The sequence below is a fragment of the Streptomyces sp. NPDC059850 genome (assembly GCF_042731515.1).
Lineage (GTDB): Bacteria > Actinomycetota > Actinomycetes > Streptomycetales > Streptomycetaceae > Streptomyces.
In genome coordinates this window covers 75,991-88,901 of the sequence record NZ_JBHWJI010000006.1, presented here as the reverse complement: position 1 = coordinate 88,901, position 12,911 = coordinate 75,991, and the positions used below count along the sequence as shown (strand labels likewise).

The window sequence follows — 12,911 nt, the reverse complement described above, 5'->3', positions numbered from 1 at the left end:
GGGATTCGGAGGCGTCCGGTAGGGGATTTCCCCTACCCGACCTCCTCGGCCTCCGGCAGCGTGAAGCGGAAGACCGCGCCGTGCGGCTGGTTCGGACCGGCGTCGATCCGGCCGCCGTGGCGGGTGATGATGCGGTGGCTCAGCGCCAGGCCGATGCCGCTGCCGTTCTCCTTGGACGTGAACACCCCGTCGAAGACCCGGTCGCCGGGCGGCGGGCCCTGCCCCCAGTCGCGTACGGACACTTCGGCACCGCCGTCCTCCGCCGGACGCGTGGCGACGCACACCCTGCGCTCGGACACCGGGCAACGCGCCATCTCGTCAACAGCGTTGAAAGCGAGGTTCATGATGACCTGCCCGATCAGCACGTTCTCACAGCGCACCGGCAGCAGCTCGTCGGTGAGGTCGAACGACACGGCCACCGAGTGCTCCCGCGCCCGCAGCTCGATGAAGTACGCGCAGTCGCGCACGATGGCGCCCAGGTCGGTCAGCCGCTCGGACTGTTCCAGCCTGCCCACGTAGCTCCGCAAACTGCCCAGGATCCGGCGGGCCCGCTCGATCTGCCGGGCGGCGTTGTCCAGCCCCCAGGCCACGGACGCGTCGCCGTCTCCGCCGCCGAGGCGGCCGCGCGCTCCCTCGACGAAGTTGTACGCGGCCGCGAGCGGCTGGCTCACCTCGTGGGCGATCGCCATCGCCATGTCGCCCATGGCGTTGTACCGGGCGAGGTGGTCGAGGTGCTGGGTTTCGCGGCGGTGTTCCTCCTCCGCGCGGACCCGGTCGGTGATGTCGTAGAAGAGGAGCATCCGGCCGCGCAGATCGCTCTCGATCTCGATGTGCTGGCAGGTCGACGCGTACCAGCGGGGTACGCCACCGGGTGCTTCACCGGGCCCGCCACCGGGTGCGGCGAAGCGGTAGCGCCCCTCGGCGGCCGGGATGGGCCCATCCACGCAGTAGTCGGCGAAGTCCGCCCCGCGCAGGCCCTCGCCGAGCTGCCGGACGGCCGACTCGCTGGCGAAGACGACCCGGCCCGCGTCGTCGAGGACGACGATGCCCTCGGCGAGACTGCCCAGAAACGTGCGCAGCCTGCTCTCGGTGCGGCACAGATCGCGCCGGACCGCCATCTCCTCGGCGATGTCCCGGAACTGCACCATCACCACGGTCCGCCCCGGCAGGTCGACGCGAATCGCGATGGCCTCGGTGAGGAACTCCTCGCCGGACTTGGCCCGGTAACACCACTCGGTGGCGCTGACCCCGTCCTCGACGGCACGCCCGAGCCAGCGGAGACCGAGTTCGCGGCTGTACTCGCGGGCGTTCCTGCTCATGTCCGGCGCCTTGAGCGGCTTCAGCTCGTCCACCGACCAGCCGAGCAGATCGCAGGCCGCCCGGTTCGCCCAGAGGATTTCGTAGGTGTCGGCGTCATGCAGCAGGACGCAGTACTTGAGGGATTGCATCAGCGCCCGGAAGTCGGCCGGTTCGACAGTGCTCATGTCGGCAGTGCTCATGGGACGCCTTTCATCGGTCGGCGGCGGGCCGCAGCCCCAGCCTGAGCACATCACGCACGAGCGTGGCCATGCTCTGGGCGCCGGTCTTCTCCCGGATCCGGGCGCGGTGGACGTCGATGGTCTTGGCGCTGATGCCGAGCCGCGCCGCGATCTGCTTGTTCGGCATGCCGTCGACGGCCAGCTCCAGCACTTCCCGTTCGCGGGAGGTCAGGCTGTCCAGTTTCCCGCGCAGTTCGCGCTGGACCGCGTCCCGCTCGAAGCGCTCCCGCGCGGTGCGCAGCGCGGCCTGCACGACGTCGAGCAGGTGCTGCGGGTCGTACGGCTTCTCCAGGAAGTCCACGGCGCCGTTCTGCATGGCGCGCACCGACATGCGGATGTCGCCGTGCGCGGAGACGAAGACCACGGGCAGCGGGGCGCCCGTCTCGTTCAGCAGCTGCTGGACGTCGAAACCGCTGAGTTCTGGCATGCGCACATCGAGGATCAGACAGGCGGGCCGGTCCCGGTCGTAGGAGCGCAGAAAGGTCCGGGCGTCCTGGAAGCGCTCGGAGCGGATGCCGACCGACTCCAGGAGCCAGGCCAGGGACTCGCTCAGCTCCTCGTCGTCGTCGACGATGTACACGAGGGATGGCGGTGGGTTCCCGGTGCGCATGGTGCTCCCTCCCGACAGATGGCGGTCGGGAGGAGCGTAAACCTAGGTGTCGTATTCTCGCGGCGTGAGCGTGAGTGTCGGACGGGATGACGAGGGGTGGTCAGGGATGCGTGACCGGTCCCACCCCGGGATCTCGGGCGGCTCCGCACGCGGAGGGGCGGTCCCCGCGCTCGACCCCCTCGACCTGAAGGTGCTGCAGGCGCTGCAGCTCGACGGGCGCGCGCCGTTCAGCCGGATCGCCGATGTCCTCGGGGTCTCCGACCAGACGGTGGCGCGGCGGTACCGGCGGCTGCACAACACCGTCAACGTGCGGGTGCTCGGCATGACGGACGAGAACCGGCTCGGCCGCCAGACCTGGATCGTACGGCTGCGCTGTGTGCCGGACGTGGCGGAAAACCTCGCGGCCGCGCTCGCCAAACGCTCCGACACCCTCCATGTGACCCTGATCTCCGGTGGCACCGAGGTCGTCTGCGGCATGAAGCCCCGCAGCCGCAAGGAGCGGGACGAGCTGCTCTTCGGCCGGTTGCAACGCACCCGGCAGATCGTCAGCGTGACCGCCCAGTGTCTTCTGCACCCCTTCTTCGGCGGCTCGGCGGGCTGGCTCAACAAGGCCAACGCGCTCACCCCCGAGCAGGAGTCCGCTCTGCGGCCGCCCGCTCCGGAGCCGTTCGACACTCCCGTCACCCTGGACGCGGCCGACGAGGCGCTTCTCGCGCTGCTCCGCCGCGACGGCCGGGCCACCCTCACCGACCTGCAGAAGGTCACCGGGCAGTCGGAGTCGGCGGTCAAGCGGCGGCTGGAAGCGCTGCGTTCCACGGGCGTGCTGTACTTCGACGTGCAGTACGACCGCGAGTCGATCGGGCAGGACGTCAGCGCCATGCTCTGGCTCACGGTGGCGCCGCGCGCGCTCGACGAGGTCGGCCGCAGCCTGGCCGCGCACCCGGAAGTGCACTTCGCGTCCGCCGCCACCGGCCAGGCCAACATCGTCGTCGCCGCCGGATTCCGGAGCCCCGACGAGCTGTACACCTACCTGAGCAGGACGATCGGCGCCCTCGACGGCGTTCAGGCGGTCGAGTCGTCTCTCGTCCTGCGTCAGGTCAAGCAGCTCACGTACGAACCGGAGCGCTGACCGGAGGGCCGGTGCGCTCAGCCCCCGGGCTCAGCCCTCCGCGTGGGCCAGCTCCACGTCGTACGTGAGCCCCGGGCCGTCCACGGCCAGCGGCGCCGCGACCGGCGGATAACCGCTGGCGATCAGCGAGTACTCCCCCGCGTCCAGGTCGGTGAAGGCATAGACACCGTCCGGCCCGGTGGTCGCCGTGCCGATGACGTCGCCCGCCGTGTCCACGAGCGTGACGCGCGCGTCGCCCAGCGGTTCGCGGTCGGCGCCCGCCCGTACGGTGCCCCGCAGCATGGCGCCCGTACGCAGCGCCACGTTCAGCCGGACGAGCCGGGCCCCCGACACCCGCACCGGGAGTGCGGCGGGCCGGTGTCCGGCCGCGTTCACCACCACCGTGACGTCGCCCTCCGGCAGCTCGCCGAACGCGAACTCACCGGCGGCGTCGGTCGTTTCGGCGGCCAGCGCCTCTCCCCGTACGTCCATCACCGCCACCGTGGCGCCCTCCACGGGCGCCTCGTCCCCGGCCGTGACCACCGTGCCGACCAGCCCGCTGATCACGGACAGCAGGGCGTCGTAGGACAGCGGCTCCTCGCCCACCACCACGGTGGAGGCCTGCGGTTGGTGGCCCTCCGCCGCCGCGATCAGTACGTACGATCCCGCACCCGGCGCGTCCAGGCGGTAGTGGCCGCCGGAGCGCGCCACGGCCCGGCCCAGCTGCCGTCCGCCCAGGGAGATCAGCGTCAGCGTGGCTCCCTCGACGGCCTCCCCGGCCGTCCCGAGTATCCGGCCGTACAGGACGGATCCCGAACCGCTGTCAGGAGCGAATGCGCCACCGCTCGCCGCCGAGCCGACCGCGCCCGACCGCCCCCGGGCCTGAGCACCGACCAGCTCCGGTTCCGACATGGACACCGACACCGGCTCCACCTCCGACACCGGCTCGAACTCGGCGGAAGGCTCGGCGGTGACAGGCGCCGTGCGCGGCGGAGTGCGCAGCAGTACGACCCCGACGAGCGCGGCGAGGAGGGCCAGGCCCCCGGCCACCATCAGGCACAGCTGGAGGCCGTCGAGGAACGCCTCGCCCAGCGCGCCCATGGCCCGGCCGGTGTCCGCGCCCAGGTTCATCCGGGCCGCCGCTCCCAGGCCGTCGGCGTTCACGGCGTCGGTGATCCGGTCCACCACCGGTCCGGTGACCCCCGCGTCGTGCAGATGGCCGGGCAGGGTGTCGGTGCTCTTGGTGGTCAGCAGGGTGCCCAGTACGGCCGGTCCGAGCGCGCCGCCGACCTGCCGGAAGGCGTTGTTGCCCGCCGACGCCATACCGGCCAGATGGTGCGGCACCGCCGCGACCGCGGTGGCGGTCATGGGGGTGATCACCATGCCGAGGCCGAGGCCGAGCAGGGCCAGCCGCCAGGCCAGCGGGCCGAAGCCGGTCCCGGCGTCGATCGCGGTCAAGGAGAGCAGCGCGCCCACGGTGGCCAGCAGACCGGTGGTGATCATGACGCGTGGCGGGATCCGGTGCATCAGACGTCCCGCCAGCGCACCCACGATCAGGCAGACCACGGTGACGACCAGCATCCGGTACCCCGCGTGCAGCGTGTCCAGGCGCTGCACCAGGCCGAAGTAGAGGCTGAGGACGAAGAAGAAACCGATCAGTCCCAGGAAGGTGATCATGGCGATCAGGGTCGTGGCGCTGAAGGCCGCGCTGCGGAAGAGTGACAGGTCCAGCATCGGGCTGGCGCTGCGCCGTTCGGCCAGGACGAAGGCGACCGCGCTGAGCGCCGCCAGCGACAGGGCCGCGAGCACCCGCCCCTCGGAGAACGACGTGGCACCGCCCTCGATGACGCCGTAGACCAGCGCGGTGATCGTCACCGCCGCGGTGATCTGACCGGGCCAGTCCAGCCTGCGCCCACCTGGAGCGCGCGAGTCGGTCACGAGCGGTGCCGCGACCAGGAGGGTGAGGACCGCCACCGGGATGGCGGGCAGATAGATCCAGCGCCAGGTGGTGTGGTCGAGGATCACACCGGCGAGCATGGGGCCGATGGCCAGCGCGGCCATCAGGGACGCCGCCCAGAGCCCGACGAACGTGGCGCGTTGACGCGGGTCGGGCACGGCATGGCTGATCAGCGCCAGCGTCGACGGCAGCAGCGCGGCCGCGCCCAGACCGGCACACGCCTGCCCGGCCCACAGCACCTCGACCGAATCGGCCGACAGCGCGATGGCCCCTCCCGCGGCGGCCAGCACCAGACCGGCCAGATACACCTTCTTGCGGCCGTGTACGTCGCCGAAGACCCCGGCGGTGAGGATGAACGCGGCCATGGGCAGCTGAAACGCCGACTGCACCCAGGTCAGCTGGGTGGTCGACGCGTGCAGGGCGTTCTGGATGGCGGGCAGGCTCACCGAGACGGTGGTCACTGGCAGATAGGCGACGAACATCCCGAGGCACGCCATGACAAGCGTGGCCACCTGCCGTTCTCTCGGCTCGTTCATCGTGGGTGTGGCGTTCACGGACCTCTCCCTTGGCGGCGCGGCGATGCCGCACTCGACTGGCACCGCCGCCACCTTCCGGCCACCGCCTCCGCCAGATCCAGCCACAGCCGCCAGGACCGGGAAAACCGACATCCGGAGCGGGCTTATGGAGGTTTTCCGACGACGCGCTGCCCCCTCACCGCTCGGCGGGGGCCGGGACCAGGCCGTCCGCCACCAGCCCGGCGAGGACGGCCTCGCCCAGGGCCTGGACGGCGGACTGCGGCCGGACCATGACCGTGAACTCCTTGATCCGGCCGGTGTCGTCGAAGTGCAGCAGGTCGATGCCGTGTATCTGCTTGCCGCCCACGGCGGCCCGGAAGAGCAGGACCGCCGAGTCGGAGACACCGCCGTCGGCGCTCGTCTCGGCGGTGCCGTCGTGGTGGCCGGTGTAGCGGAAGTCCTCGAAGGTGCGCAGCAGGACCCCGAAGAGGCCCAGAACCAGGGGCTTGCCCTCGAACGGGGTGAACTTCACGGGGCTGTAGAAGCGGATGTCGTCGGTGAACAGGTCGTCCAGGGCGGCCAGGTCGCGGTTGTCGACGGCGGCGCGGAAGCGTGCGGCGGTTGCGGTTGGGGCTGTGGTCATGACTCACACCTCGTACTCAGGAATACGGATCGTCAGTTCGCTCAGTATGATGCGCCGTTGCCGCATCCACGACGGGCGTCACACCCGGCGCACCTCCGGGTAGGACCACCACGCCCACGCAGGAGGGACCTCACCATGACCGCCCCCACCCCCGCGGACCCGGACCGGCAGCGCCAGCGTCAGATCGAGGACGAGCTGCTGCGCACGGTGCTCGCCTCGTTCGAGAACACGCCGGACGCCCGGCTCAGGGAAGTCATGCAGGGCCTGGTGGGCCATCTGCACGCCTTCATCCGCGAGGTCCGCCTCACCGAGGCCGAGTGGCAGCAGGCCATCGACTTCCTCACCGCCACCGGACACCGCACCACCGACCGCCGCCAGGAGTTCGTGCTGCTGTCCGACGTCCTCGGCGCCTCGACGCAGACCATCAACGTCAACCACGAGGCCACCGCGGGCGCCACCGAGGCCACCGTGGTCGGCCCGTTCTTCGTCGAGGGCTCCCCCGAGATCGCCCTGGGCGGCGACATGGCCGCGGGCGCCCCGGGAGAGCCCTGCTGGGTCGAGGGGACCGTCACCGACACCGAGGGCAACCCCGTGTCCGGTGCGCGCCTCGATGTGTGGGAAGCCGACGAAGACGGCCTCTACGATGTGCAGCGCGACGGCGACCAGCTGGCGGGCCGGGCCCATCTGCACACCGACGACCAGGGCGGTTACGCGTTCTGGGGGCTCACCCCGACCCCGTACCCCATCCCCCACGACGGACCCGTGGGAGAGCTGCTGGACAAGACCGCGCGCTCGCCCCTGCGCGCGTCCCATCTGCACTTCAAGGCCACCGCGCCCGGCCTGCGCACCCTCGTCACCCACATCTTCGTCGAAGGCGACGACCTGCTGGGCTCCGACGCCGTGTTCGGCGTCAAGGAATCCCTCATCAAGCGCTTCGAACGGCAGCCGGTCGGCACGCCGACTCCCGACGGGCGCGACCTGTCGGGGCGGAGCTGGTCCCGGGTGCGGTTCGACATCCGGCTCGCCCCGCAGCGGGCATGACCGCCACGCACGGATCGCGGCGCGCACGGCGGCGGGATCTCTCCCGGACGCGTCAATCCCCCGCGCTGCCAGCGGGCGGCAGGGCCGCCACGGCCCGGGAGACATCCGCGCGGAGGTCGTCGAGCGGGTAATCGGCGCCGAGGAGCATGCGGCGCAGCTGGGGCATGGCGATGCTCCAGCCGGTCAGGGCGAGCGTGAAGAACACCCGGGCGCGCGCGTCGTCGCCCCGGCCGTCGGACGCGGCAGCATCGACCTTGTCCTGGTAGTGGCGGGTGCGGGCCTCTTCCGCCGGGACGGGCTGGTCGCCGATCTCCAGGGCCTCCCACATCACCAGGCGCAGGGCCTCGGGGTGAGCGCGGTGATAGTCGAAGAGGCGCTCGGCGTAGCCGGGCAGGTCGTCGCTCGGCGGTACGGCCTCGGCGAGGTCGGCCAGTACGCGTTCCAGGACGATGGCGAAGAGCTTGTTCTTGTCGCCGAAGTAGTCGTAGATCGCGCGCTTGTTGGCCTTGGCCTGGGCGGCGATACGGTCCACCCGGGCACCGGCGACGCCATGCGCGGCGAACTCCGTGGCCGCGGCCGTGAGGATGCGTTCTTTGGTGGCCGTCGAGTCGTATGCCATGTGTCTCAGGGTAACGAACCGGTTCGTTTGACCGCGGTGGTACGCCGTGCGACCCTGGGCGGCATTCCGAACCAACTGGTTCGTTCTCAGTTGCCCGCCACGAAGACCGACAGGAGTCCGTACGTCATGTCCCCGCACACCTCACCGCCCGCCACGGCGGGCCTGGGGCGCCGACTGCCTCTCCTCATGGCGCTGGCCTGCGGCATCACCGTGGCCAACGTCTACTTCCCGCAGGCCATCACCCCGCTCATCGCCCAGAGTCTCGGCGTCTCCCCGGCCACGGCCGCGACCCTCGCGACGGTGACCCAGCTCGGCTATGCCGCCGGGATCTTTTTCTTCGTCCCGCTCGGGGACCGTCTGCCGCGCCGTCCCCTGGTCACCGTGTTGCTCACCGTGACCAGCCTGGCCCTGCTGGCCGCCGGGCTCGCGCCGGCCACCGGCCTGCTGCTCGCCGCGGGCACGCTGGTGGGGCTGGCCACCGTGGTCCCGCAGGTCCTCCTGCCCATGGCGGCCGGGCTGGTCGAGCCCGAGCGGCGCGGGAGCGTGATCGGCACGCTGCAGGCCGGGCTCATCGGCGGCATCCTGCTGGCCCGCGCCTTCGGCGGCGTGCTGGGCGAACACCTGGGGTGGCGCGCCCCGTACCTGATCGCCGCCGCGCTCACCGGGCTGCTCGCCGTCGCGCTCGGCCTCGTCCTGCCCACGACCGCCCCGGCCACCCGGGACCGCTATCCGACGCTGCTCGCCGACACCCTGCGCATGCTGCGTACGGAGAAGGAGCTACGCCGGTCCGTGTTCTTCCAGGTCACCGTCTTCGGAGGCTTCAGCGCGGCCTGGACGGCGGTCGCCCTGCTGATCACGGGTTCGCGGTACGGGATGGGCACGCAGGCCGTGGGGGTGCTGGCCCTGGTCGGTGCGGGCAGCATGTTCTTCGCTCCCACGGCCGGGCGCTGGGTCGACCGGTACGGCGCCGACCGCGTCAACCTGTGGTGCATCGGGGGCGCGCTCGCCGCGGCGGCCGTTCTGACCGGCGGCTCCCTGGGCGGCGCCGCCGGGCTCGTGGCGCTAGGCGCCGGGCTGCTGCTGATCGATGTGGCGGTGCAGTGCGGGCAGGTGGCCAACCAGGCCCGTGTCTTCGCCCTGCGTCCCGAGGCCCGTAGCCGTCTCAACACGGGTTACATGACCTGCTCGTTCCTCGGCGCGAGCGCGGGCTCGTGGCTCGGCACCCGCGCGTACACCCACCTCGGCTGGGCGGGCGTGTGCGCGCTCATAGCGTTCGCCGTGGCGGTGGCGCTCGCCACGTACCCCACCGGCCCCGCGCTGACCTGCTGCATCGGTCACGCCACGAGTGACCGCCTTGATCACCTTCCGTAGCAGGGGGCTATCGTAGGCGGCGCCAGGGCAGCGCCTGCCGGGGGCGAACTGCAAGGTGGCGACGGAGCTTTGGGGGCGGAGTGCAGCCGGACGGTGGACCAGGTGTCGGTCCCAGCCCGAGGGAGGCGGCCGCCTTCCTGCTGGACAAGATTCGTCAGGGCAACGACTACGCCCGCGGCAAGAAGAAGCGGTTCGGCCGAAGCGCCTCCGCCACCAAGGTGGCGACACTCGCCCTGTCCGCCGCGTCCACCGTCATCCTGGGCCTGCAGAATCTCAACGCGTGGGCTGGTCTGGCCCTGGCCTGTGTGGCACTGGTGACATTGCTGGGAGCCGTCGAACCGTTCTTCAACTGGCGCTCCCGGTGGGTGCTGATGGAGGAAGCGCAGTATCGCTTCCAGCGGCTTGCCGACGACCTCGAATACCTCCTGGCGTCGACATCCGCCGACGACCTCACATTCGATCAGCTGACCGAGATCTTCGGCCGCTACCAGACGATCTGGGATGACCTCAGCCGCACCTGGCTGGAGCACCGCCGCGAACCCGCACCGTCGCCCCAGGCCTAGAGGCCCGGCCAAGGGCCCCTCAGCCATGGAAGGTGGGCCCGCTGGGCATGACATCAGTATGACGAGACGGGAAGGCGCCATCGGCGTCCTCATGCCACGTGACATTCCGGCGCGACACATCGTCGCCTTCGCGCGGCGCGCGGAGGCGCACGGCTTCGATGAGTTGTGGGTGGTCGAAGACCTCGGGTTTCGGGGCGGGCTGGTTCAGGCGGCTGCCGTGCTCGGTGCCACTGAGCGGGTGCGCGTCGGGGTGGGGTTGCTGCCCGCGGGGGCGCGGAACGTGGCGTTTGGCGCGATGGAGGTCGCGAGCCTCGCGCAGCTGTATCCCGGCCGCGTCGACATCTCCGTCGGCCATGGGATGCCGTCCTGGATGCGGAGTGTCGGGGCGTGGCCCGGGAGTCCGCTCGCCTTGCTGAGCGAGTACATCACCGTGCTGAAGTCGCTGCTGGGCGGCCAACTCGTGCGGTACGAGGGGCGGTACGTACGCGTCGACGGGGTGCGGCTGGAGGAGAGCGCCGTACCGCCAACCGTGCCGCCCGTGCTGGCCGGGGTGCGGGGGCCCAAGTCGCTGGCTGTTTCGGGTGAGGTGGCCGACGGAACGCTTCTCGCGGAACCGGTGACGCCCGCCTACGTACGGGAATCGCTCCGGCGCATCGCCGCCACCCGCCCGCACCGTCTGGTTGCGTACAACATCGCGGCGGTCGATGACGATCCCGCCGTGGCGCTGGCGGCTGTCCGGCCCGCCCTCGGCGTGGTCGGGGAGCCGGACTGGCGGGCCCATGTCGCTCCGCTGCCCTTCTACGGCGATCTCGCCGCTCTGCGCTCGCGCTGCGACAGCCCGGAGGAGTTCGCCCGCGCCATGCCGGACGCGTGGGTGCGGCAGCTGGCCGTGGCGGGTACGCCGGAGCAGGCGCGGGCCACGCTGGCGGGTTTGTTCGAGGCCGGGGTGACCAGCGCCGTCCTCACGCCGGTGGGCGGCGACTACCTGGCGTCGCTGGACGCGCTGGCGCGGGTGCTGTGAGCAGGGATCAGCCGCCGGGGCGTGGCCTCGGTGTGGCCAGGCCGCTCTGGTAGGCGATGACGACGAGCTGGGCGCGGTCCCGGGCGCCGACTTTGGTCATGGCGCGCTGGATGTGGCTGCGTACGGTCAGCGGGCTCACGACGAGCCGGTCGGCGATCTCGGCGTTGGACTTGCCGTACGCGGCCAGGGCCGTGACCTCGCGTTCGCGGTCGGTCAGGGCCTTGACGGTGTCGGGGAGCGCGAGGAAGCCGTCCGTGTCCGGGGTGGCCAGGAAGCGGGTGATGAGGGCCCGGGTGGCGGTGGGTGAGAGGAGGGAGTCCCCGGCCGCCACGGTGCGGATGCTCGACATCAGGTCGTCGGGGCGGACGCCCTTGCCGAGGAAGCCGCTCGCGCCCGCGCGCAGGGCCTTGGCCACGTTCTCGTCGTTCTCGAAGGTGGTGAGGATGAGGATGTGGGTTTCCGACAGCTCCGGCCGGGAGCAGATGGCCGAGGTGGCCGCCACTCCGTCGAGGTTCGGCATGCGGATGTCCATGATGACCACGTCGGGCCGGTGCACGGCGGTGAGGTCGACGGCTTCCTGTCCGTCGGCGGCCTCCGCGACGACGGTCATGTCCTCGACCGAGTCGATGAGGATGCGGAAGGTGGCCCGGAGCAGGGCCTGGTCGTCGGCGAGCAGGACGCGGATGGTCATGTGGCGGGACCCTCGTCGTGGTGATGGAGCGGAAGCTCGTCGTGGCTGTGGACCGGGGCGGGAAGCGGAAGGCCGCAGGCGACCTCGAAGCCGCCGCGCGGCCGGTGGCCCGCGTGGAAGGTGCCGCCCGCTGCGGTGGCGCGTTCGCGCATGCTGAGCAGGCCGAAGCCGCCTCCGGAGGCGGCCGTGACCAGGGGGCGGCCGGAGCCGGTGTCGTTGGTGACGGTCAGGGTCAGCGAGCGGGGCGCGTAGCGGAGCCGGACCTCGGCGGTGCGGGTGGCCGCGTGCTTGGTGACGTTGGTGAGGGCTTCCTGGACGATCCGGTACGCCGTCAGGTCGAGCACCGGAGAGAGCGGACGCCGCCGTCCCTCGACGGTGACGATCACCTCAAGGCCGGCCGTAGCGCAGGTGTCGACCAGCTCGTTCAGTTGCTCAAGACCCGGGGCGGGAGCGAGGTCGGCGGTGTCGTCGTCCTGGTACAACAGCCCTACGGTGGCCTTGAGTTCGCGCAGCGCGGCCGCGGTGGTGTCCGGCAGCTTGGCGATGATCCCGAGGGCCTGGTCCGGGTGGGTCCGCGCGAGGTGGGCCGCCGCGCCCGCCTGCGCGTCGGCCAGGGTCAGGTGGTGGGCGACCACGTCGTGCAACTCCCGCGCGATGCGCATGCGTTCCTGGATCACCCGGCGGCGTGCCTCTTCCTCGCGCTGCCGGTCGGCGTGTTCGGCGCGGGCCGCCGCGTACTCCCGGCGCACCCGGACGTAGGCGCCCAGGGCCGCCGACAGGAGCACCCAGGCGGCCGGGTTGACGATCGTGATGATCAGTGAGTGGGGGAACGACGGGCGGAACCCCCCGGTGACGACCATGCCCGCGGTGGCCGCCAGCGCGCTGTTCCAGGTGGTACGGCGTGCGGTCCGCACACCCGTGGAGTACTGCGCGACCAGGAGCGGACCCATCAGCCCAGGCGTCACGAGGTAGCCGAGGGCACCCAGCGCCATGGCGCACGCCGTGGCCGTGGCGAGGACGTACAGGGGCCGTCGCCCGCGCCACGGAAACGCGGCGCAGGCGACGGCGGCCAGGGCGATGGCGGGCCACAGGGGTGGTGTCCCGGGCATGAACGACCGGGTGAGGAGGACGGAGGCGACGGTGCAGGCGAACAGCAGGGCCACCGTCGTGGCCTCGACGGCTGTGGGGTGGGCCGCCGCCCGGCGTTGCCAGCTGTTGTTCATCACTCTCCAAG

General features: G+C 71.6%; 12 protein-coding genes. 5 read left to right on the top strand and 7 right to left on the bottom strand.

Going from position 1 to position 12,911, the window contains the following annotated elements; all coding sequences use genetic code 11:
* Window positions 1–32 precede the first annotated feature (32 nt).
* Both ACFV9T_RS07020 and ACFV9T_RS07015 read right to left on the bottom strand, forming a co-directional pair.
* Window positions 33–1,484 carry an ATP-binding protein gene (locus ACFV9T_RS07020; RefSeq protein WP_385437237.1) on the bottom strand — a complete coding sequence of 484 codons (1,452 nt, stop codon included), beginning with the start codon at window positions 1,482–1,484 and terminating at the stop codon, window positions 33–35.
* A gap of 25 nt (window positions 1,485–1,509) precedes the next feature.
* The gene (locus tag ACFV9T_RS07015) at window positions 1,510–2,148 is read right to left on the bottom strand and encodes a response regulator transcription factor (RefSeq protein ID WP_385437236.1); all 639 of its coding nucleotides are present in this window, start codon (window positions 2,146–2,148) and stop codon (window positions 1,510–1,512) included.
* A gap of 106 nt (window positions 2,149–2,254) precedes the next feature.
* On the opposite strand from ACFV9T_RS07015, the gene ACFV9T_RS07010 reads away from it, so the two are divergent.
* The gene (locus ACFV9T_RS07010) at window positions 2,255–3,277 is read left to right on the top strand and encodes an Lrp/AsnC family transcriptional regulator (protein WP_385437234.1); all 1,023 of its coding nucleotides are present in this window, start codon (window positions 2,255–2,257) and stop codon (window positions 3,275–3,277) included.
* Window positions 3,278–3,307: 30 nt separating this feature from the next.
* Here ACFV9T_RS07010 and ACFV9T_RS07005 read toward each other — a convergent pair whose 3' ends face one another.
* Window positions 3,308–5,767: an MFS transporter gene (locus ACFV9T_RS07005; protein ID WP_385437233.1), complete on the bottom strand. Its 2,460-nt coding sequence runs from the start codon at window positions 5,765–5,767 to the stop codon at window positions 3,308–3,310.
* 157 nt (window positions 5,768–5,924) lie between these two features.
* A complete protein-coding gene (locus tag ACFV9T_RS07000; protein ID WP_385437232.1) occupies window positions 5,925–6,371 on the bottom strand; it encodes a nuclear transport factor 2 family protein in 447 nt (148 codons plus the stop codon).
* A gap of 135 nt (window positions 6,372–6,506) precedes the next feature.
* Between ACFV9T_RS07000 and ACFV9T_RS06995 the strand changes: the two genes are divergently transcribed.
* On the top strand, window positions 6,507–7,412 hold the full coding sequence (locus ACFV9T_RS06995) for a dioxygenase (protein WP_385437230.1): 906 nt from the start codon (window positions 6,507–6,509) through the stop codon (window positions 7,410–7,412).
* A 52-nt stretch (window positions 7,413–7,464) separates the two neighbouring features.
* Here ACFV9T_RS06995 and ACFV9T_RS06990 read toward each other — a convergent pair whose 3' ends face one another.
* Window positions 7,465–8,031: a TetR family transcriptional regulator gene (locus ACFV9T_RS06990; RefSeq protein ID WP_385437228.1), complete on the bottom strand. Its 567-nt coding sequence runs from the start codon at window positions 8,029–8,031 to the stop codon at window positions 7,465–7,467.
* Window positions 8,032–8,157: 126 nt separating this feature from the next.
* Between ACFV9T_RS06990 and ACFV9T_RS06985 the strand changes: the two genes are divergently transcribed.
* From ACFV9T_RS06985 to ACFV9T_RS06975, 3 genes are all read left to right on the top strand, one after another.
* On the top strand, window positions 8,158–9,402 hold the full coding sequence (locus ACFV9T_RS06985) for an MFS transporter (RefSeq protein WP_385437227.1): 1,245 nt from the start codon (window positions 8,158–8,160) through the stop codon (window positions 9,400–9,402).
* A gap of 80 nt (window positions 9,403–9,482) precedes the next feature.
* Window positions 9,483–9,965, top strand: coding sequence for an SLATT domain-containing protein (locus ACFV9T_RS06980; protein ID WP_385437226.1), 483 nt, complete (start codon window positions 9,483–9,485; stop codon window positions 9,963–9,965).
* 58 nt (window positions 9,966–10,023) lie between these two features.
* The gene (locus ACFV9T_RS06975) at window positions 10,024–10,986 is read left to right on the top strand and encodes an LLM class flavin-dependent oxidoreductase (RefSeq protein ID WP_385437225.1); all 963 of its coding nucleotides are present in this window, start codon (window positions 10,024–10,026) and stop codon (window positions 10,984–10,986) included.
* 7 nt (window positions 10,987–10,993) lie between these two features.
* Here the strand turns inward: ACFV9T_RS06975 and ACFV9T_RS06970 are convergent, their stop codons facing one another.
* Window positions 10,994–11,677 carry a response regulator gene (locus tag ACFV9T_RS06970; protein ID WP_385437224.1) on the bottom strand — a complete coding sequence of 228 codons (684 nt, stop codon included), beginning with the start codon at window positions 11,675–11,677 and terminating at the stop codon, window positions 10,994–10,996.
* Complete coding sequence (locus ACFV9T_RS06965; protein ID WP_385437222.1) at window positions 11,674–12,900, bottom strand: sensor histidine kinase; 1,227 nt, start codon at window positions 12,898–12,900, stop codon at window positions 11,674–11,676. The genes ACFV9T_RS06970 and ACFV9T_RS06965 overlap by 4 nt, the downstream gene beginning before the upstream one ends.
* Window positions 12,901–12,911: the final 11 nt, after the last annotated feature.

Bases quoted from the DNA above. Each gene is read 5' to 3' on its own strand.
- ACFV9T_RS07020 (WP_385437237.1), bottom strand. From the start codon at position 1,484: ATGAGCACTGTCGAACCGGCCGACTTCCGGGCGCTGATGCAATCCCTC.
- ACFV9T_RS07015 (WP_385437236.1), bottom strand. From the start codon at position 2,148: ATGCGCACCGGGAACCCACCGCCATCCCTCGTGTACATCGTCGACGAC.
- ACFV9T_RS07010 (WP_385437234.1), top strand. From the start codon at position 2,255: ATGCGTGACCGGTCCCACCCCGGGATCTCGGGCGGCTCCGCACGCGGA.
- ACFV9T_RS07000 (WP_385437232.1), bottom strand. From the start codon at position 6,371: ATGACCACAGCCCCAACCGCAACCGCCGCACGCTTCCGCGCCGCCGTC.
- ACFV9T_RS06995 (WP_385437230.1), top strand. From the start codon at position 6,507: ATGACCGCCCCCACCCCCGCGGACCCGGACCGGCAGCGCCAGCGTCAG.
- ACFV9T_RS06990 (WP_385437228.1), bottom strand. From the start codon at position 8,031: ATGGCATACGACTCGACGGCCACCAAAGAACGCATCCTCACGGCCGCG.
- ACFV9T_RS06985 (WP_385437227.1), top strand. From the start codon at position 8,158: ATGTCCCCGCACACCTCACCGCCCGCCACGGCGGGCCTGGGGCGCCGA.
- ACFV9T_RS06975 (WP_385437225.1), top strand. From the start codon at position 10,024: ATGACGAGACGGGAAGGCGCCATCGGCGTCCTCATGCCACGTGACATT.
- ACFV9T_RS06970 (WP_385437224.1), bottom strand. From the start codon at position 11,677: ATGACCATCCGCGTCCTGCTCGCCGACGACCAGGCCCTGCTCCGGGCC.
- ACFV9T_RS06965 (WP_385437222.1), bottom strand. From the start codon at position 12,900: ATGAACAACAGCTGGCAACGCCGGGCGGCGGCCCACCCCACAGCCGTC.